This window comes from Luteibacter sp. GL_149, from assembly GCF_057834065.1.
The window spans coordinates 633478-652323 of sequence record NZ_CM174395.1 but is presented as its reverse complement, the minus strand read 5'-3'; the positions used below and the strand labels follow the sequence as shown (position 1 = coordinate 652323).

The following is an 18846-nucleotide window of genomic DNA, read 5'->3' as shown; positions in this document are numbered from 1 at the left end:
AAGACGAGTTCAGCGAGACGACAACCGATATAGAGGTTCGAGCACCCAGTCGATGAGGGGACGACGCTCTAGAAGAATGTCGGCATCTACCGCCATTCCAGCCATCAGAGGGTGAGCTCCCCCGGCAAGATTTATCGACTGTGCGTTCAATGTCACTGTGACCCTGAACTGTGGCTCACTGATTTGTCTGCCCAGAACCTGAGAAAGAGTTGCCGGATCGATCGCCGTACCTGCTGCCTCGTCCACCGCGCCCATGTGTTGACCGAACTTCTGATATGAATATGCCTCATAGCGAAGCACCACCAGATCACCTTTACGGATGAAGCCGATAGCACTGCTCGGCAACCAAAACTCCGCCCGAAGAACAGACCCGTCAGGCAGAATGCTCGCGGCATGCTGATTCGCCGGGATCGCCTGACCGCTGTGAACAAGCACATTGCTGACAATGCCATTGCCCGAGGCCCGAATGATTAAAGCGCGGCTCGCTTCGTTCTGTGCAATCTCTCGATCAACGTCAGCGATATCTCGGGATATTTCGCTAATGTGAGCGTCGCTATCGCGCGGAGCACTGCTTATATCTCGATCAATCGATATGCGCCGCTGTCGCAAGTCAAGGACCTGCCGGTTCAGTTCCTTAACTGTCGCCTGCATTTGTAGGGTGGTATCGCGCTGCTGGAGCACCTGAAGCTTACTAACTAGTCCGGAACCGGCAAGCTTTGTCCATTGCCGATAAAGATCCATCGACGAATCTGCACGCTGCTGCTGCAAAGACGCTTGTGCCTGCAACTGGGCCAACTGGGCATCGACAGACAAAGATTTTGAACGCAAGCCATCAAGTCGCGACGAGACCGTCAACGCTTCCTGTGCGATATCGCTTTCAAGCCGTTTCCGCTTGATTTGTAGCTGACGTCCAATATCCGCATACGTATCCCCCAAGGACGCGCTGCTCTGCTCCTGAGATACTTCAAAGAGCGGATCACCCTGGTGAACATGCTGGCCTTCCGTAACCCACACCTTCGTCACTACGCCCCCTCCCTTCGACGTTACGGAAAGCACACCTCGCGAAGAAACGAGTGTTCCGGATGTACGTTCATGGCTCGTATAGGTACCCAGCAGAACCAGAGTTGAAAGCAGCACCAAAGATAGTAAGCCGCCACCCAGCGACCACCACCCGAACCGCGGTGGATGTACCCGGATCGTTCCGATCCATGCTTCTTTTTTGGCTCTGGCGACCTCAGGCCTGAACAAACTATCGGCCATGCAATTTACCTTCCTTTAGTCACAGATTGCTCCGGTCACTTTCTTCGGCTAGCGTAGCTATCACGGACAAGAGAACGACAGGAGCAATTGTGCGATTCGCACGCAAGCATCTTTCAAGCAGACGAATCGTCGCACTTGTCATCGTAATCGCCGTCCACATGGGCGCATTGCTTTACGTCATCATCCCGCCAGCGCCCTTGCCATCACGGCCTTTTGCCGAACCTGAACATGCAAACTCGGTGCAAATCCGACTGATAACAATCGTCGACCCACCAACCATAGCGCTCCTAGGTACATCAGCACTCGCCCCGCCACCCTCTTCGGGCTTGCGCAAGTTGGTTACGGAGCATAAGCATTCCACCGATATAGCAAGGAGCGCACGCGCAACCACTTCACTCACTATAAATACAGAAGGCCCACCGAAGGCAACTCAACTCAACATTTACAACGCCGACGGAAGCATACGACTGGCCAATCCAATAAAAATGGTGCTTCCCCCATCGGGGATAGCTGACATGCGTCATCGCAACGTTATTGAATGCCGGCAAACGCGATACTCAAAAATGGCGCCACGTTACGAATCCATGGGCGTTCACATTGCCCGAAAATATCTTATCTATTTCAATCTATACAACAGATATTTCGAAGAGAAGCATCGCGTACTTACGGCACAGATCGATGCATCATGCCCAGAAATATGAACGCGCGACTTGGGGCCGTAAGAACCCGATTGAACCCATATGACGGGGTCAAAACACAAATCGGAACCGCCAATAATTGAGGTGAGCCAGAAGCAACGTCACCATAGAAAATGAGATTCGTTACGACTGCAATGCGCCCACCATACAGACGTAGCTCTCGACGGGCATCAAACCTACCTTTTCGCGCCGAACGTTGACATCCTTCAGGTTATCAATGGGGATTTTTGGTACGAGGTGGCCACCACTGAAATCCAACTGCGACCCATAGCGCTGCGGATGGCCCTGTCCAATATTCACCCGATCTTCGAGCATTGCGAACTCATCACCGCTAATGTCATGCCCCACTCGGGACTGTAGACTCTCAAGAACCTTTTTCTGAAAGCCGGGATCGGCATCGGCGTGCTGAGTGAGAAGCATGGCGGCTTCAACGCCATCAGTGCCAACCTGAGTAACGGTGGGGAAACCTTGTTTATTGACGATAGTTTTCAGACGAGCAAGGTTCGCCTTATCCGCATCGAGAACTGGTTTCAGTAGACGATCAGTATGATGCTCACCCTCTGCTTGAAATGGTGCCCTAACCTCTGTGTCGTTTCGGGCCATTGCAATAAGTTCATCACGCAATGATGGATCGACCGGAGTGGCGGCAACACTCTTCTTCGCCAACTGCTTCGCCTCTTCGGCCTTGAGCCACTTTGCAGCCTCCGGACATTTCGACGCAATCTTTGCTTCCATGTCCTGATCCTGCGCATGAGCCGGCGGCACAGAAACTCCGCATGCAAGAGCGGCGCAGAGCATGCCCAGCTTCACTTTCTCATATATTGAATGCATCGCAATATTCCATTTTCAGCTTAAGATCCTACGACTTCACTTGCCGGCTCTTCACTATAGGAGCCAGCAGGCTGCCCGACATTTCCGCGCGCAAAAGTGAACTCGTCGACGAATCGAGAGTGGTCTTCAGTCGCGACATAGTCATCAAGTGTGACCGACCCAACAGCATTAGTTAGAGTTGGACCAACGATGTGCCGCGCCATAGCGTCAAGCAACCGGTACTTCGGCGAAAAATGCTCGTTGAACAGAAATTGTCCTTGAGGATTGAGGTCAAGGAAATACAGACTACCGTCTTCGGCTTCGGCGAAGTCAGCACTGGCATAGGTGAGACCGAAGTGCGTCAGAACGGCCAATAACGAACGCTGCGTAGCGACGTCCAGTTGAACCGCCTCTGCCACCGTAGCCTCTTCCGAACGCATATTGACTCTGCAATCGAAGTTTGCGTCGAAGCCCGATTTCACGCTGTAGCGCGTAGCGTAAATGGTCGTACCAATAACCACAGCACGAATATCGGCGACCTTGTCGACGCTCTCCTGATAAATCGCCGGACATACCGAAACAGATGCCTCTGTCAGCAAGCTCGCATCATCCACACGATTAGCGATCGCCTCGAACCGAGGCGTATCGTCCTGATACCACAGATGCCCACTAAAGGGCTTGATGACAAACGCGCCCAATGACTCGGTGAAGGCAAGAACCTGACGATAGTCGCGCGAAACAAGCGTCCTGGGCACAGCAAGCCCTACCGCCTGTGCAGCCACAAGCTGTTCGAGCTTGTTCTCGGAGCGATCGATCACACGCGGCGGATCAATCCACCTAAGATCAGGCTGCGTGTGGAGTAGCTTCAGCGCAGCAATATCGAAATAGCGCGATTCTTTAGCGACGAACTCACGGTCCGACGCATGCACACGCGCATCACTGTTCTTGGGAAAGCGGCGCCGGTCCCAGACTGCACTGAACTTAAGAGTACCCGTCGGCGTGCGAAGCGCGCCATCGCCATTGCAAAGTTCGAACGACCACCAGTCCTTTTCAGTGCCGACGTCCGCAGTGTCGTAGTAGCTGACCGCGCAACCGTAGTGTCTGAGCGCCCAAGCGACCGCGCGCGCGTGAAGATCCAGTGGCGAGGAAATAATAAGTACGGAATGGTTCGTCATGAATGTGGCTATTCTCGGGAGCTGAAGTGAGGCCGGTCACCGAAGACTTCGGTCATCCGCACACCGATGGTGCCACCGATCCCGCGATGTGGATCGGTGGCGGGCGCCTTAGAAGCTCACGCCATCATCAACGCCAGCATCCATATTTGCGGTGCCCGAGGCGCCGGCCGTCGGGTTGCACTTCACACCACCGGCGACGTTGAGGATGTCTTCCTGGGTCATCTCACGAGCCAGTTCGCGAACCACCGGACGGACGTTCTTTTCGTTCTGATTCATTTCAATTCCTTGAACGGATGCAGTTGAGTTGACGCGGCGTATAGGACGTCGCGGCCCTTCGGTACACAAAGAGCCCGCTAAAGCTATCGAAATATTCTCAACTACGCTGCCAGTAATCTCCTACATCGATGTAGGACATCGCCTACACGCTCTCAACTTGACATCTCTCGCACTGTTTCGATGATTGATCAAACAAGTGGCAGGGACAGCAGGGGATATCAGCAGCTACGTGCGTGACAGTCAGCCAACCGCTCTTGCCGAAACGGTCTGCCACACTAACTCCGCCATTGAGTACGGCCTGACGGACAGCACCGATGTTCAGATGAACTGAGCGCTTCACATCTGATCCAAAGCCACGAACGAATCACCGGCGAACTCCAAACGGAGAATCCGGTTGCGTGGCGGCGTCCCGTCTGCGGCAGGCAGATGGACTCAAGCATGAAACGATGCGGGGGTCATGTAAGCAGCCCAAGCCGACCATGCACCTCCCTCCTACACCCTCGCCACGTCTTCAATTTCGGCGACCTTCTGGAACTCGGTCAGGTACACCGGCCGATTCCGGGCAAGCCACTTGACGATGGCATTGCTCCCCAACAGTACGCACAGGTGGGCCCGCAACAACGTCAAGTCGACCATCTCCTGCCCGTAGGCGTCGACGACCGTGCTGGTCTTTTGCTGGAGGGTGTTGAGCTCACGCTCAACCCGGGCGATGGCCACAACGGTGTCTTTCCGCCGCTGCCCCTTGGCTGCGGCCGAGCTCAGGAACTCGTCCGGAGTTGCCGATAACAATGCCTTGGCAAACGGGACCGTGAAGTTCTGGCTGGCAATCATCAGTTCCGCCGCCTCCATCTGCCGGACGGGTTTGAGTCGTTTGAGGATTTCGATGGCGGCGGCAGGACACTGCGTGTCACCAAGCAACACGGCGACCTCCTTGCAGATGCCGTCGAGCAGGCGGGCCCGGCGGCGGATGGTTTCGGGCGTGCGGGCAAGGCCCCGGGACAGCCGCTCGATAGGCACTCCGCTCTTGATGACCTGCAAAATCATCCGGTGGTCCTGGACTGCAGAGATGCGGTTGACCTGGGCGTTGAATGTGTAGGTGTCGTCCGTACTGCTCACCAGGCATTCGACCACCGTACCGCCGAGGTCGCGGAAGGCTTCCAGCCGCATATGTCCGTCGACGACATAGTAATAACCCGGCCGGTCCGATATCGGAGTGACCACCGGCCATTCAACCATCCCCTCCTCCCGGATGGACGCGAAAATCTCCTGCCATTTCGATGTGGCTTTGATTCCTCTGGGCAATGCCCGAAGCGACTCGATGTGGTCAACGTTCACCTCGATGGTCGCGGCAGAAAACGCGGTCTTCAAAGGCGCAGTCGCGTCCTTGGGTTGTGCATTCATGGCTGGCTCCCCATCCGTTCCGGCAGCATCTTCGGCATGGATTCGAGCTTTTCGTTTTTGAGAATCGTCCGGAACTGCGGCTGCATCAGCAGGTCCTTCATGGCTCCCACGCAAAACGTCAGGTGCCGGTGGACAACCTCAGCTTTTTTCAAAAGTAGGCGTTGCTTGTCGGCCTCGCGCTCCAGCATGCGGCGAAGCTCCGCGCCTGACAGTGGCCTGGGCTTGCCCTTCGACGGCGGGTGATACCCCTCCCTCATCTGCACCGAACGGTTGGCCCGTGCCTCGAGCAGCCGGCGCAACCGCCCCATCCGTTTCCCCCGTATCCCTTGGTGATAGGCATCGTTGAGAATGGCTTGGATTTCCGGCGTGCTCGCCCTGGCAATGTCGACGGCCATCGACAAAGTGATGAGCCCTGTCTGCACGCCAACAAGCAGGCGCTCTTCGCCCTTGTCGAGCAGGACACTAACCATGTACACCCAGGACGCACTCGTACCAATGAGTTCGCCGATTTCTGTATCGGTGTGCCCCCGGTCACGGAGCCGCCCGATTTCGCGCATGGTGTCGATGGCGGACTGGGGGCGTCTTGCGATGTTCTCGATCAAGCTCATGACGAGGCAGTCCTCCTCACTGGCCTCGATGACCACGGCGGGCACATGGCTGTGGCCGAGCGCCGTGAGGGCTTCGATTCGGCCCTGCCCACAAACGAGGTCATACCCGGCCTGCCCGTCCTTGCCGGGCCTCCGGCACACCGTGACGGGACGCCGGAGCCCGGTGAGCCGGATGGTTTCGGTGATGCTGGCGTGCTGCGACTTGTCCCGGGACCGGGGGTTGAGCACGCGAATGAGTGCAATGGGCACCGACTCGATGGTCGGTGAGTGGGTGACGTTTGCTTTCATGCGGCCTCCGGATAGCGCACGCGGGCGGCCAGTTGCCCGAGGACGTCGAGGGAGTCCTGGCGGTAGCCGTCGATGAGGGGAGTGTTGTCGAACCCCAGGTGTCTCGGCCACATGCCAAGGTCGAGGCGTGGGATGAGGTAATAATCACGAACCCCACTGCCGGCCCTGTCCATCCGGCAGGCGAGGGTCAGGTCGGGACGCAAGACGGCATCAAAATGGATGCGCCAGCGGAGCGTGCCGTCCGGTTGTTCCTTGCAGGGCGCCAACACCACAGACAGGGTCCATTCCTGGTTGACCCGCAGCAGTCCACTGCCTTCGTCTTGCTCGACCGAACCTCCAGCATGCCGCAGGGCATCGACCACAGCATCGATGACCCCGGGCCGCCATGCACGGAGTTGCCTGTTGAGGTTCAGATACTCAAAGCTCCGGCCGGGGTCATAACTGATGAGCTGGTAGGCCCGGACTAAACCCCCAAAACGATGCTGGTAGGCGCCACTCGATGGCATGCCTTCTTCCTCATCGATGATGAGGCCGGATAGCTCTCCGGTTTTCTCCAGAAGTTTCCGGAGCAACTCCAGCATCTGCGCGTCGGAGAGCTTTTCGGACCGCAGTGCAATCCGGCGGCGCGCTTCGAGAAACACGTCCCGCGAGACGATGGCCTCGAATGCCCCGTCACACCGCACCCATTTCTCGGGCGGATTCGGTGCCGACGGTTGTTTGAGTTTTCCCGAGCGCTTGGCGTAGATGTTCGAGCCAACGTATTTCTCGTTCGTCAGCACCTGGTGCACGGTCCCCCGTGTCCAGGGCCGCTGCATGTCGGTGAGCACCCCCTGCACGTTCAACCGCTCGGCGATGACCGATTCGGTGAGGTCGCCATCAATGAAATCCCGGTAGATGCCACGGACAATGTCGAGCTCATGGTCTGGCCCCGGCACCAGAATCACGCGGTCAGTCTGGATGCTTTTGCGCTCGCCGGGTTCCAGCACGCCCTTCGGTCGTCGTTCCCCGTCAATCAGGGCACGGCGAAGGCCAAAACCCGGAGGGCCGGCCTGACGGAACCCTAGACTTGCAAGACGGCACTGGCCAGCAAACACCTTGGCCGAGAGTTCACGGCTGTACTCGGCCGCCATGCTTCTCTTGACGCCTTTAACAATCGTCGCCAGCGGTGAGCCGTCGTTCTCAAACGGCTCGGCAACATAGACCACCCGAACACCGGCCTGGAAACACCGGTACTCGTAAAAGGCCGCCTCATCTGCATTCTGGAAACGGCCCCAGCGCGAGACATCAAACACCAGCACCGCCTCAAACGGTGCGTGTCCGCTTTCGATGTCAACGAGCAATCGTTGGAGTGATGCACGCCCGCCGAGGTCAAGACCACTCTTGCCCTCGTCGCGATATGTCCGCTCAATGACCATCCCATGGGCAGCAGCATAGGCGTGAATGGCGTCGGACTGGTTTTCGGTGCTGTAGCGCTGGTGGTCGGTCGACATGCGGACGTACTCAGCAACGGAGATTGCTGCATCAGCCCTGCCAGGAGCTGCCGGACGTGCCACGGACTTGGCCATGGTGGCCCCGGTGGGGCCGAAGAACTCCGACTTTATGCCTGTTTTCCGCGTGTAGGAAGCCTGTATCACGGGCGCAACAGAAAGCATAAAGCGGGCCGAGGTATGGCTTCGAAACTGTCGATGTGCCTCCCGTAAGCAGCCTGCCGTCGGTCTCGCCGCCAACATTGCATCGGCATGGAAAGACATGCTCAAGGATGCACGGCCGGTGTTCTCGATGACCGACGAGCAAGTCATCGAAGCGCACGCCGAGATGTTCGAGTATTTCGGTGGCGTGCCTCACGTCATTGTCCCCGATAACGCGAAGTGCTTCATCGAAAAAGCCGGCGGGGATTGGCCCACTGTGTAGCGGGGCTACGCGGACCTGAATAAGCACTACGGCGTTGCCGTGCTGCCGGCTCGGCCTTATCACCCAAAAGATAAGCCGAAGGTCGAGGCCAGCGTGAAATTCCTTCAGATCCATCTGATGGCGCGGCTGCGTTTAATGACCTTTTACTCTCTGGAAGAGTTGAACGACGGCAGCGAGCGCGCCTGAGTGAGTGTGTCTTCGTCCAGGTGCATTGCGGGCCTAGTGATGATGCCAAAGGTCAGCGACCCGCTGTCATGCACGCGATAATCGTGATGCTTGGCGTCGGAGTGGGCGAACACTTCATTGCGAAGGTCGACCCACCGGCCGTGTAAAGCGCGCTGAGCCGCGTCGAGGCCGCCCCCTTTAAGGCGAAACTTCCACCGGTCGTTGTCGGAAAATGGACGCGCGTACGTGACAACAAAAGCAGTACAAAGCGCGAGCTGCTGGACTTCGCGTGCACTAACTCCAGCGAAGACTGGGCCAAACCACTTGCGCCTTATCAGCAGCGCCGCAAAAGCGTCGGCGCGAGAAAAATCGTTCAGCGCTACCCGGTGACCGTGCGCAGCAATGGCCCGCGCGTCATCTGTTTGCATCCCAACTCCCCATGTCAGCCTCCGTGTTGATATTGAATATAGATGCGCTGGCCCCTCCTCGACTACGACCTATCATCGACGATAGGCTTCTCTGGGGAACTCAAGCTTCGCCTAGAGATGCCGATGACAAACGATGCAGTCGATGGACAGGGGGCGCCGGTGATTTCGGAAGTTAGCGCACGCCGCGGGCGGGCAGCCCTCTTGGCTTGGGTGGTCGCCATGCTCGGGACATGGTGGTTCTCGTCTAAGACTGCCACCGGAATCTTTCTTACGGGAATCGCTGCCCTTTGGGTGCAGCAGTCGCTACCCAAGAGTCGACAGCTTCTTAGCCAGGCGACGGAAGAATGCCGCGCGGCTGCCGGCCACCTAAGGCGGGTCTCGCGCGCCGCCCCCGCCGCAGTTCGTCAGCCCGCTTGGCTCCAGCTGCTGTGGCGCGTCGCCTGGTATGTCCTGTTTGTCGCAGGATGCGGCTCGGCGTTTTTCGCCGCCTCGGGTCCCTGGCAAATCGTTCTCGGCGTTGCTGTCAGTTTCTTCGGGGTGGTGGCTTCGCTTGACCTCGTCGTGTTCGGGCGCGCCCTCGTCCACTGGGGTGCCGCGCGGAAGATTGGCGTTGTCGTGTTGGCGGCGGTGGCTGCGCTAATGGCAGGACTTTCGCTGAGCCTAGCCCGAAAGACGTTGTTTGACCTCACCGGGCAGGACCCAGGCTCGTTTCCCGCCGCGTTGACCGCACTCACCGGCTTGCTCGCCCCTATAACCTGGCTCTTCGCCACCGCGTTGCTCGGCGCGCTGCTGATGGTGCCTCTATTCGTGCTGAGCATGGCACGTGGCGGATGGTTAGCCAGGCGACACCGGCCGTGGTCAGACGACCTGCAGGATTTCATCCAGATCGCGCGTCCCCTTTTTATTTGTGCGGTGCCGATCGTGATCGCAGGCGAGATTGCCCACGTCGACCTACGGCAGGGCTCGATGCTTCGAAAGGCCGGCTTGGTGGTTGTGGTGGGCCTGGATTTCTGGCAACGCCCCGTCTGCGGGGCAGCGACCGCCCTTGCAGCACGCATCGATGACCAGCATTTTGTCGTTTTCGACCCGAGTGCCAGGCCTTGGGCGATTCGTCCAGTGAGCTGCGCACCAGCCACCTTAGCCGGCGCAGAAGCGGCACCCCCGCGGCTCGCAGGAAGTCGTGAGTAAGATATCTGCATGGCGCCACACCAACGCGGACGACCCCAATGATCTTAGGCACCATTGAGCTGACGGACGCCGAGGCTGCCCTCCTGGCGGAAATCGAATTTCACGCCCGCACGCATGATGCTCTTGTGCGATCGTGCCGAGCCGCCGCGCGCCTGACGCCCCTCTTGCTAGATCGAGGAGCCATTCCTGAGCAGCGGCTTCGGTACTTCTTCGATCCCGACTACCACACCGGCAAGCGCTCGCGGTGCCAAATCTTTGAAAGCAATGGCACCGTCGGCGACGAGATCTTTGGCCACGGAAATTTCCTTCGACACCTACGCTATTTCGTTCACGGGTCGGCTCTAACGGATCATGCCAAGCAGACCATGTCGGACGCCGTCGGCGACCCCGCGCACTTCACCGGAGGCGATCTGGAGCCCATCCGTAAACTTGCCCGAGCTACCGCCCGTAGGCAAGGACTGAATGCTTCGGCAGCTGATGACTTTTTTCAGTTGATGAACGACCTTGGGCTAAGCGCAGACCATGCTCATTCGGTACGTCACGCCATCCTGTCGGTCCGTTAGTCCTTAACTGCCAGAGAGAATGCCGGCGGCGACGCCAGCATTCATGAGTGAATCACGGACTGCGTCAAACCGGCGGTCGATGAGCTTTCTGAGCTGTTCGATTTACGTTTCTTCCCTCCGCTTCTGCGGCGTTCACCAGCTTCTGTAGTGACATCGTGGGCTCGCTGGTTGCCGCATACAACTTGAGCCACGGCTTCTCATCAGCATTCGCGACATCTATCAGCTCTTCGACCGCGGTGTGGTCTGACGTTTCCAGCAACGCCAAGCGATGCTTGACCTTGCGCCTATCGTCGATGGCATGAAGCCGCCAGGGCATTGCACGCTTCGCGATGTCTTTGAGCTGTTCTTCGATGCCGTTCGACACGCGAAACCGGTCTGCGACCTCTTCTTCGAGTGTGCGAATCTCCGCAAGGCGCTTGCGATGCGCCGGCTCATGCGAGGCGCATCCGCGTGTCGCCGACCTGCTTTGACGGGCACGTGATGGTGATGGAGCTGATCGAGAAACTGGGCCTCGCCGAGCGGATGCGGCCGGGGGCGCTGCCATCTCCCCGTCGGGGCGGCGCCGATCGCGGGTTCCTGGCCGACCGTGGTGGTTCGGGATCGCCGCCCATCATCGTTGCGATGGCCCGCGGCGGAGAGGTCGCCTCTGGCGCGGCGCAGAACCCACGCGAGCCTGCCATCCGAAGCCCGCCCCCGCCCCCTACCTCGCAAGCTCCGCTGACGGCTCAGCTGCTACTGACGGCACCGGTCGTGCCCGTCGTCATGCCCTCGGCGAATACTGACGTCATTCCATCGCCAGCCACTGACGTCTCGATGGCCGGTAGCATGCTCAGCACCTTGATTGAGCGTCACCTCCGGAACCTGGCCTTCGGGCCGAAGCGGGCGACCCCCGCCACCCGTGATCGCGGCTACCCAAGCCGGGCGGCTTCCAGGCGCGCGGCATCGCCGCGCAAGCCGCCCAATGATCGAACAATAGTCTTGGACCCCACGGCCTCCCGCAGCGCCAGGGGCACCCAATAGCGCGCATACAACCCGCTGGGGCGACGCAGCAACAAGGGCTTTGGCATCGAAACAGTCCCTCAAACAGTACCTCGGAAAGGTCGGTTTGAGGTGGCCTTCGCGCTCCAGAAAATCCTTTGATAGCAGGCAGTTGAAGCGGCCTGACAAAAGGATTGGAGCGGGTGAAGGGAATCGAACCCTCGTCAGTAGCTTGGGAAGCTACAGCTCTACCATTGAGCTACACCCGCGTCGGGCTGGGATGTTAGTACGTCGGTCGGTCTGCTGGAAGCGCTATCGGCTAGCGGCCGGCTGAACGGCCTGCGGGTCCCGGCCTGCACGGGCCCTGGCGGCCGCGCATAATCGGCGCAGGAACTTACCCGTCGGAGCTCGAAACCATGCGCAGGTCCGTCCGTCCAGCCTCGTCCGTTCTTGTCGCGCTAGCCTGCGCCGCGTGTGCGCTGTCGACGGTCGCCATCGCGCAATCGGCTAATCCACCCGCCCGGACGGTCTCGACGGCCAATATGCCGAAACCCGGGGTCAGCTTCATCCAGGGCCCGACGCCGGAGCGGCGTGTGACGACGACCAGTTACGGCACGCTGCCGACGCCGGCGCGGCTGCACGTCATGGAGAGGCGTACGGACGGCAGCTATTACAGCGAAGACAACAACGGTAATTACAGCGAAGGCGCCTATTCGTCCGGAACCTATGTCAGCGGCTATGCGGCGGGCTTTGGCGGCTGGGGCGACGATGACCGCCGCGGTCATGGCGGTAACCATGGCCACGATCATGGGCATGACGGTCACGATGGTCCCGACGACGGTCATCATGGCGGCCGCCCCCAGAACGGCAATTCGGTCAGCGTCGCGCAGCCGATGCCCTCGCGCCCGTATCCGAACGCCGGCGGCGGACAGATCACGCTCGCGCCACCACCGCCTCCGCCCCGGGATAACCACGGCGGGCAGTCCGGCGGTCGCCCGCCCCAGCCCGGAACCGGGATTCCCGCCAATGCGGGGCCGCAGCAGGGTACGGGGATGAGCGGTAGCGGGTGGCGGCCGGGTAGCGGGCATTGAGCGACCGCTATTTGTAGGAGCGCGCTTGGGCGCGATGGATGCTGGGCTATCGGCCGGTTATCGGTCGGCTGGGTGGGAGCGGACTTCGTCCGCGAAAGCAGGCTTGCGACTCAGACGATGACGCGAGTGGGGTTTCGCGGACGAAGTCCGCTCCCACCTGCCATACCCAATGTTGTCGCTGGCACCTGTCGCGCTCAAGCGCGCTCCTACAAAGGAAAAGTCCCGTGCAGCCCCGGGCAAGCGGCTTCCGCTACAATTGCGGGCATGCAAATCGTGCTCAACGGTAGCCCGCGCGACTGCGCGTCCGGCACCACTATCGCCCTGCTCCTCGACCAGTCCGGCTATGCCGGCAAACGCGTGGCCGTGGAAGTGAATCTCGATATCGTGCCGCGCAGCCAGCACGCCAGCCATACGCTTGCCGACGGCGACCGCGTGGAAATCGTGCATGCCATGGGCGGCGGCTGAGCGACCCGGCTTTCATCAGGACCGAACACCATGACCCAGCTAACGCAGACCGGCGACGACACGCTCGTCATTGCGGGTAAGCCCTTCCACTCCCGCCTGCTTACGGGCACCGGCAAGTACAAGGATTTCGACGAAACCCGTCGTGCCACGGATGCGGCGGGTGCGCAGATCGTCACGCTGGCGATTCGCCGCGTGAATATCGGTCAGGATGCCAGCCAGCCGAACCTGCTGGATGCGCTGCCGCCCGATCGCTTCACGCTGCTGCCCAATACGGCCGGCTGCTATACGGCCGACGACGCCGTGCGCACCTGCCGTCTGGCGCGCGAACTGCTCGATGGCCATTCGCTGGTGAAGCTCGAAGTGCTGGGCGACCAGCGCACGCTGTATCCGGACGTGGTCCAGACGCTGGCGGCGGCCGAAAAACTCGTCGCCGACGGTTTCGACGTGATGGTCTATACGTCGGACGACCCGATCCTGGCGCGCCGTCTCGAAGAGATCGGCTGTGTCGCGATCATGCCGCTGGCCGCACCGATCGGTTCGGGCCTGGGCATCCAGAATCGCTACAACCTGCTGGAAATTATCGAGAACGCCAAGGTGCCGGTGATCGTCGACGCAGGAGTCGGCACGGCGTCCGACGCCGCGATCGCCATGGAACTCGGCTGCGACGGCGTGCTGATGAATACCGCCATCGCCGGCGCGAAAAATCCGGTGTTGATGGCCCATGCGATGAAGCTCGCCGTGGAAGCCGGCCGCGCCGCGTTCCGCGCGGGTCGCATTCCGCGCAAGCGTTTTGCGTCGGCGTCCAGTCCCATCGACGGCCTGGTGGGTTGAGTTAACGCCATGCAGCACGACGACGACACACCGGAAACCACGCCTTATCTGCGCCGCATCCGCAGCTTCGTGCTGCGCGAAGGCCGCATGACACCCGCACAGCAGCGCGCCTTCGACGACCATTGGGCGCGCTTCGGCCTGGACTATGCGGCGCAGCCGCGCGATCTCGATGCCACCTTCGGCCGCTCCGCGCCCCATGTGCTGGAAATCGGCTTCGGCAACGGCGAGGCGCTGGCCTGGGCCAGCGAGCACGATCTGGAGCGCGACTACGTCGGTGTGGAAGTGCACAGCCCCGGCGTCGGACGCGTGATGAATGCGCTGGCCGAACGCGACGCGGCCAATGTTCGCGTCTATAAGCACGACGCGGTCGAAGTGCTGGAAAACGAAATCGCACCGGGCACACTGTCCGAAGTGCGCATCTGGTTCCCCGATCCCTGGCACAAGAAAAAGCACAACAAGCGCCGCCTCGTGCAGCCGGCCTTTGTCGAACTGCTGGCATCCCGCATGGCCCCCGGCGGCCTGCTGCATCTGGCGACCGACTGGGAGGCTTACGCCGAACACATGCGCGAAGTCATGGAAGCCGCGCCGGGCTGGCGTAATCGCGTCGGTCCCGGACTTTCGGCGGACAAGCCGGCATGGCGTATCGAAACGCACTTCGAGCGTCGCGGTACCCGCCTAGGTCACGGCGTCTGGGATTTCCTCTACGAGCGGACGACGACGGCGCCTTGACCCGGCTTCGGGCATAACGCGGGGCTATCCCCCCGCGGAGCCCCGAGTCCATGTCCATCGAAAGTCTGGCCGACCTTATCGCCGAAACGTTGCAGGAAGCCGGTGTCCGGCGCATCTACGGCATCGTCGGCGACAGCCTCAACGCCATTACCGAATCGCTGCGCGAACGCGGCCGGATCGACTGGGTGCACGTGCGCCACGAGGAAGTCGCGGCCTTCGCGGCGGGCGGCGAAGCGCAACTGACCGGCGAACTTGCCGTCTGCGCCGGCAGTTGTGGCCCCGGCAACCTGCACCTGATCAACGGCCTGTTCGACTGCCATCGCACGCGCGTCCCCGTGCTGGCCATCGCCGCGCATATTCCCAGCGCGGAAATCGGCAGCGGTTATTTTCAGGAAACCCACCCCACCGATCTGTTTCGCGAATGCAGCGTCTACTGCGAAATGGTGTCCGATCCCGCGCAGATGCCGCAGGTTTTCGACTCGGCTATCCGTGCCGCGATCGGGCTGAACGGTGTGGCGGTCGTCGTGATTCCGGGCGACGTGGCAATGAAGAAATCGCCGGTAAAGCGGACCACGCCGCTGGCCGGCCTGATACCGCCAGTGCCGCGCATCGTGCCGGCCGAGAAGGAACTCGACGCACTGGCCGCGTTGCTCAACGCCGGCAAGCGCGTCACCCTGCTATGCGGTCGCGGCTGCGCGGGTGCGCATGACGAACTGATGGCGTTGGCCGGCGCACTCAAGTCGCCGATCGTCCACGCACTGGGTGGCAAGGAATACGTCGAATTCGACAATCCCTTCGACGTCGGCATGACCGGCCTGATCGGCTTCAATTCCGGCTATTACGCGATGGAAGACTGCGACACGCTGCTGATGCTGGGCACCGACTTTCCCTACCGCCAGTTCTATCCGGAAGACGCGACGATCGCCCAGGTGGACCTGCGGCCCGCCCATATCGGCCGTCGCTGCCGAGTGGATCTCGGGGTAGTGGGCGACGTAAAGGCCACGCTACAAGCCCTGCTGCCGCGGATCGAAGAGAAGCGAGTCAGCGGTCATCTGGATCGCTGTCTCGCCCACTACCAGCGCAGCCGCAAGGATCTGGACGACCTCGCCGCCATCGAGCCGGGCCGCGACCTGATCCATCCGCAGCAAGTCACGCGCCTGGTCAGCGAACTGGCCGAGGACGATACCGTGTTCACCTGCGACGTCGGCACGCCCACGATATGGGCCGCCCGCTATCTGCGCATGAACGGCCGTCGTCGCCTGCTGGGTTCCTTCGTGCATGGCTCCATGGCCAACGCCCTGCCCCAGGCCATCGGTGCGCAGTCCGCGTTTCCCGGACGGCAGGTGGTCTCGCTGTCGGGCGACGGCGGTTTCACGATGCTGATGGGCGACCTTATTACGCTTACCCAGCAGCGTCTGCCGGTGAAGGTCGTCGTGCTCAACAATGGCACGCTGGGTTTCGTCGAAATGGAGATGAAGACCGCGGGCCTGCTGGAAACCGGCGTCCAGCTCGACAACCCCGATTTCGCCGCCATGGCGAACGCGATGGGTATCCACGGCCGCCGGGTAACCCGCGCCAGCGACCTGCCCTCGGCCATCGCCGAGGTGCTTGCGCACGAGGGGCCGGCGCTGCTCGACGTGGTGAGCAATCGCCAGGAACTGTCGATGCCGCCGAAGATCAGCGCCGCGCAGGTGAAGGGTTTCAGCCTCTACGCGCTGAAGGCGGTGATGAGCGGACGAGGCGATTCGATCGTGGATCTGGCGCTGAGCAATCTGAGCCGCTGAAAGCCGCCTTTTTTGCAGGAGTCCGCTTGCGGGCTTGTGCCAAGCAAAGATCAATGACGGTGCGAAAGCCAACGGAGCGAGGAAGCAGGATGCTCACCTCCGCAAGCCCGACCTCCGGGCTGCGGATGCCACGCACAGCATCTCCGCTCCGTTGGCTTTCGCCCGCAAGCGGGCTCCTACAAAGAGCGGCGTTGCATTTCGCGACACCCATTCAGCCCCCGCGCAACTTCGCATCTCATGCGCAGCGTATACTCCGAACGCATAACCCGCTGCCCTGGCCACACGATGCCGACAGCTCTACGTACGCGCAACACCGACCGGACCAGGACCGCCGGCTAGTGGCACTGACTCTCACTCCCGAAATGATCCTCGTGCTTGGCCTGGTGGGCTTCACCATGGTCATGCTCGTCCTGGAGTGGATTCGCGCGGATATGGTCGCGCTGCTCGTGGTCGTAACCATCGGCCTCACCGGCCTGATCCCCGGCGACCAGGTGTTCAACGGCTTTGCCGGTAACGCGGTTATCGCCATCATCGCGATCATGATCATGGGCGCGGGCCTCGACCGGGCCGGTGTCCTGAACCTCACGGCCGCCTTCGTCATGCGCATGGCGCGTGGCGTCGAATCGCGCCTGGGCGTGGTGGTCAACAGCGTCACCAGCCTGTTCAGCGCCGTGATCCCGAGCCAGGCGCTGGCGGCGCTGATGATTCCCGTGACCAGCCGTCTTTCCGCGCGCACGGGCGTGCCGCTGTCGCGACTGCTGCTGCCGATGTCCTTCTGCATCCTGACGGCGACGAACACGACGCTGATCGCGAACTCGCCGCTGATCGTACTGAACGACCTCATCGCCAGCGCCAACAGCAACCTGCCCCCGGGCGCGCACACCATTCCGAAGTTCGGCCTGTTCAGCGTCACACCCGTGGGTCTGGTGCTGGCCGTGACCGGCGTGCTGTTCTTCTATGCGTTCACCCGCAAGCTGCTGCCCGAGCGCGAGGACGACCGCCTGAAGGTCACGCCGGGTCGTACGGAAAGCTACTTCGCGGACACCTATGGCATCGTCGGCGAAACGGCCGAGCTGACCGTAACCGCCGAAAGCCCGCTGGTCGGCATGAGCATCGGCGAGGTCGAACAGCTGCACGGCGCGCCGCTGATCCTCGCGATCAAGAACGGCAACGAATCCCGCGTGGCCCCGCCGTCCGACCAGATGATCTGGGTGGGTACCGTGCTCGGCGTGCTGGCCCCGAAAGAAGCCATCGGCGTTTTCGCGAACAACCAGCTGTGCCGCGTATCCACCCGCATGCGCCAGCTGGGCGAGCAGTTCAACACCACGCAGGCCGGTATTTCCGAAGCCGTCATTCCGCCCAGCTCGCGCTTCATCAAGCAGACGGTGGGCGAACTCCGGCTGCGCAAACGCTTCGGTATTTCCGTGCTGGCGGTGAACCGCGGCGACGAAGTGTTTCGCGAAGACGTACGCGCCGTGACATTGCGTGCCGGCGATACGCTGGTCCTGCACAGCAAATGGCGCGACCTGATGCTTGCGCAGGAAGACCGCGACATCGTGGTGGTGACCGACGTACCGAAGGACGAAGCGCGCCCCGGCAAGATCTGGCAGGCGGTGGGTTTCTTCGTGCTGGCCAAGTGCCTCGCGCTGTTCACGCACCTGGATCTGTCGGTGGCGATGATGACCGGCGCGGTAGGCATGTTGCTGACCGGCGTGCTGAACATGGACGAGGCCTATAAGGCCATCAACTGGAAGACCATCTTCGTCACGGCGTGCCTGATTCCGCTGGGCTGGTCGATGGATTCCACCGGCACGGCCTCGTGGATCGCCCAGGAAGTGCTGCAGATACTCGGCGGCGCGCCGCAATGGACGCTGCAGTTGTCCATCGCCGTACTGACGCTGCTGTTCTCGCAGGTGATGTCGAACGTGGGCGCGACCGTGATGATGGTGCCCATCGCCATCAGCGTGGCGGTCAGTACCGGCGGCAATCCGTCGGCGTATGCGTTGATCGTCGCCGTATCGTCGTCGAACACGTTCCTGCTGTCGTCGGGTCACCCGGCCCTGATGATGGTCGCGGGTCCCGGCGGTTACCGTTCGAAGGACTTCCTGCGGGTCGGCATTCCGCTGACCATTCTGGTTCTGACGCTGACGCTGGTCACCATCAATTACATGTATCGCTGAACGCCCGGCCCGGCCGC

Annotated in this window: 20 protein-coding genes and 1 tRNA gene; 10 read left to right on the top strand and 11 right to left on the bottom strand. The window is 61.0% G+C overall.

The window, feature by feature from the left end:
• Positions 1–9: 9 nt before the first annotated feature.
• Positions 10–1023 carry an HlyD family secretion protein gene (locus AC3IR3_RS02960; protein WP_489195540.1) on the bottom strand — a complete coding sequence of 338 codons (1014 nt, stop codon included), beginning with the start codon at positions 1021–1023 and terminating at the stop codon, positions 10–12.
• Between the two features lie 326 nt (positions 1024–1349).
• Between AC3IR3_RS02960 and AC3IR3_RS02955 the strand changes: the two genes are divergently transcribed.
• The gene (locus AC3IR3_RS02955) at positions 1350–1961 is read left to right on the top strand and encodes a hypothetical protein (protein WP_489195539.1); all 612 of its coding nucleotides are present in this window, start codon (positions 1350–1352) and stop codon (positions 1959–1961) included.
• Between the two features lie 120 nt (positions 1962–2081).
• Here the strand turns inward: AC3IR3_RS02955 and AC3IR3_RS02950 are convergent, their stop codons facing one another.
• From AC3IR3_RS02950 to AC3IR3_RS02925, 6 genes are all read right to left on the bottom strand, one after another.
• Entirely contained in the window at positions 2082–2693 is a 612-nt protein-coding gene (locus AC3IR3_RS02950; RefSeq protein WP_489195538.1) for a DUF6624 domain-containing protein, read from the bottom strand.
• Positions 2694–2809: 116 nt separating this feature from the next.
• Positions 2810–3943 (bottom strand): ATP-grasp domain-containing protein, encoded by a 1134-nt coding sequence (locus AC3IR3_RS02945; RefSeq protein ID WP_489195537.1) that lies wholly within the window; start codon positions 3941–3943, stop codon positions 2810–2812.
• 108 nt (positions 3944–4051) lie between these two features.
• Positions 4052–4219 carry a hypothetical protein gene (locus AC3IR3_RS02940; protein WP_489195536.1) on the bottom strand — a complete coding sequence of 56 codons (168 nt, stop codon included), beginning with the start codon at positions 4217–4219 and terminating at the stop codon, positions 4052–4054.
• Between the two features lie 492 nt (positions 4220–4711).
• The gene (locus AC3IR3_RS02935; RefSeq protein ID WP_489195535.1) at positions 4712–5620 is read right to left on the bottom strand and encodes a plasmid partitioning protein RepB C-terminal domain-containing protein; all 909 of its coding nucleotides are present in this window, start codon (positions 5618–5620) and stop codon (positions 4712–4714) included.
• A complete protein-coding gene (locus AC3IR3_RS02930) occupies positions 5617–6516 on the bottom strand; it encodes a plasmid partitioning protein RepB C-terminal domain-containing protein (protein ID WP_489195534.1) in 900 nt (299 codons plus the stop codon). Before AC3IR3_RS02930 ends, AC3IR3_RS02935 begins: the two co-directional genes overlap by 4 nt.
• The gene (locus AC3IR3_RS02925) at positions 6513–8006 is read right to left on the bottom strand and encodes a recombinase family protein (RefSeq protein WP_489195533.1); all 1494 of its coding nucleotides are present in this window, start codon (positions 8004–8006) and stop codon (positions 6513–6515) included. The genes AC3IR3_RS02930 and AC3IR3_RS02925 overlap by 4 nt, the downstream gene beginning before the upstream one ends.
• Before the next feature lie 259 nt (positions 8007–8265).
• On the opposite strand from AC3IR3_RS02925, the gene AC3IR3_RS02920 reads away from it, so the two are divergent.
• A complete protein-coding gene (locus tag AC3IR3_RS02920) occupies positions 8266–8427 on the top strand; it encodes a hypothetical protein (protein ID WP_489195532.1) in 162 nt (53 codons plus the stop codon).
• 143 nt (positions 8428–8570) lie between these two features.
• On the opposite strand, the gene AC3IR3_RS02915 is transcribed toward AC3IR3_RS02920, so the two are convergent.
• Positions 8571–9020 carry a hypothetical protein gene (locus tag AC3IR3_RS02915; RefSeq protein WP_489195531.1) on the bottom strand — a complete coding sequence of 150 codons (450 nt, stop codon included), beginning with the start codon at positions 9018–9020 and terminating at the stop codon, positions 8571–8573.
• 42 nt (positions 9021–9062) lie between these two features.
• Between AC3IR3_RS02915 and AC3IR3_RS02910 the strand changes: the two genes are divergently transcribed.
• Complete coding sequence (locus AC3IR3_RS02910) at positions 9063–10208, top strand: hypothetical protein (protein ID WP_489195530.1); 1146 nt, start codon at positions 9063–9065, stop codon at positions 10206–10208.
• A 38-nt stretch (positions 10209–10246) separates the two neighbouring features.
• On the top strand, positions 10247–10771 hold the full coding sequence (locus tag AC3IR3_RS02905) for a hypothetical protein (protein ID WP_489195529.1): 525 nt from the start codon (positions 10247–10249) through the stop codon (positions 10769–10771).
• A gap of 64 nt (positions 10772–10835) precedes the next feature.
• Here the strand turns inward: AC3IR3_RS02905 and AC3IR3_RS02900 are convergent, their stop codons facing one another.
• The 3 genes from AC3IR3_RS02900 to AC3IR3_RS02890 all read right to left on the bottom strand — a co-directional run bounded on the left by AC3IR3_RS02900 (position 10836) and on the right by AC3IR3_RS02890 (position 12018).
• Positions 10836–11135 (bottom strand): hypothetical protein, encoded by a 300-nt coding sequence (locus tag AC3IR3_RS02900; protein WP_489195528.1) that lies wholly within the window; start codon positions 11133–11135, stop codon positions 10836–10838.
• 544 nt (positions 11136–11679) lie between these two features.
• Entirely contained in the window at positions 11680–11838 is a 159-nt protein-coding gene (locus AC3IR3_RS02895) for a DUF6538 domain-containing protein (protein WP_489195527.1), read from the bottom strand.
• Positions 11839–11944: 106 nt separating this feature from the next.
• Positions 11945–12018: transfer RNA gene (locus AC3IR3_RS02890), tRNA-Gly, on the bottom strand.
• A gap of 147 nt (positions 12019–12165) precedes the next feature.
• On the opposite strand from AC3IR3_RS02890, the gene AC3IR3_RS02885 reads away from it, so the two are divergent.
• The 6 genes from AC3IR3_RS02885 (at position 12166) to AC3IR3_RS02860 (ending at position 18829) form a co-directional block, all read left to right on the top strand.
• On the top strand, positions 12166–12840 hold the full coding sequence (locus AC3IR3_RS02885) for a hypothetical protein (RefSeq protein ID WP_489195526.1): 675 nt from the start codon (positions 12166–12168) through the stop codon (positions 12838–12840).
• 264 nt (positions 12841–13104) lie between these two features.
• On the top strand, positions 13105–13305 hold the full coding sequence (gene thiS / locus AC3IR3_RS02880; RefSeq protein WP_489195525.1) for a sulfur carrier protein ThiS: 201 nt from the start codon (positions 13105–13107) through the stop codon (positions 13303–13305).
• A 30-nt stretch (positions 13306–13335) separates the two neighbouring features.
• Positions 13336–14136, top strand: coding sequence for a thiazole synthase (locus AC3IR3_RS02875; protein ID WP_489195524.1), 801 nt, complete (start codon positions 13336–13338; stop codon positions 14134–14136).
• 9 nt (positions 14137–14145) lie between these two features.
• Positions 14146–14865 (top strand): tRNA (guanosine(46)-N7)-methyltransferase TrmB, encoded by a 720-nt coding sequence (gene trmB / locus AC3IR3_RS02870; RefSeq protein ID WP_489195523.1) that lies wholly within the window; start codon positions 14146–14148, stop codon positions 14863–14865.
• Positions 14866–14930: 65 nt separating this feature from the next.
• Complete coding sequence (gene poxB / locus AC3IR3_RS02865; protein ID WP_489197009.1) at positions 14931–16649, top strand: ubiquinone-dependent pyruvate dehydrogenase; 1719 nt, start codon at positions 14931–14933, stop codon at positions 16647–16649.
• A gap of 362 nt (positions 16650–17011) precedes the next feature.
• Positions 17012–18829: an SLC13 family permease gene (locus AC3IR3_RS02860; protein ID WP_489197008.1), complete on the top strand. Its 1818-nt coding sequence runs from the start codon at positions 17012–17014 to the stop codon at positions 18827–18829.
• Positions 18830–18846: the final 17 nt, after the last annotated feature.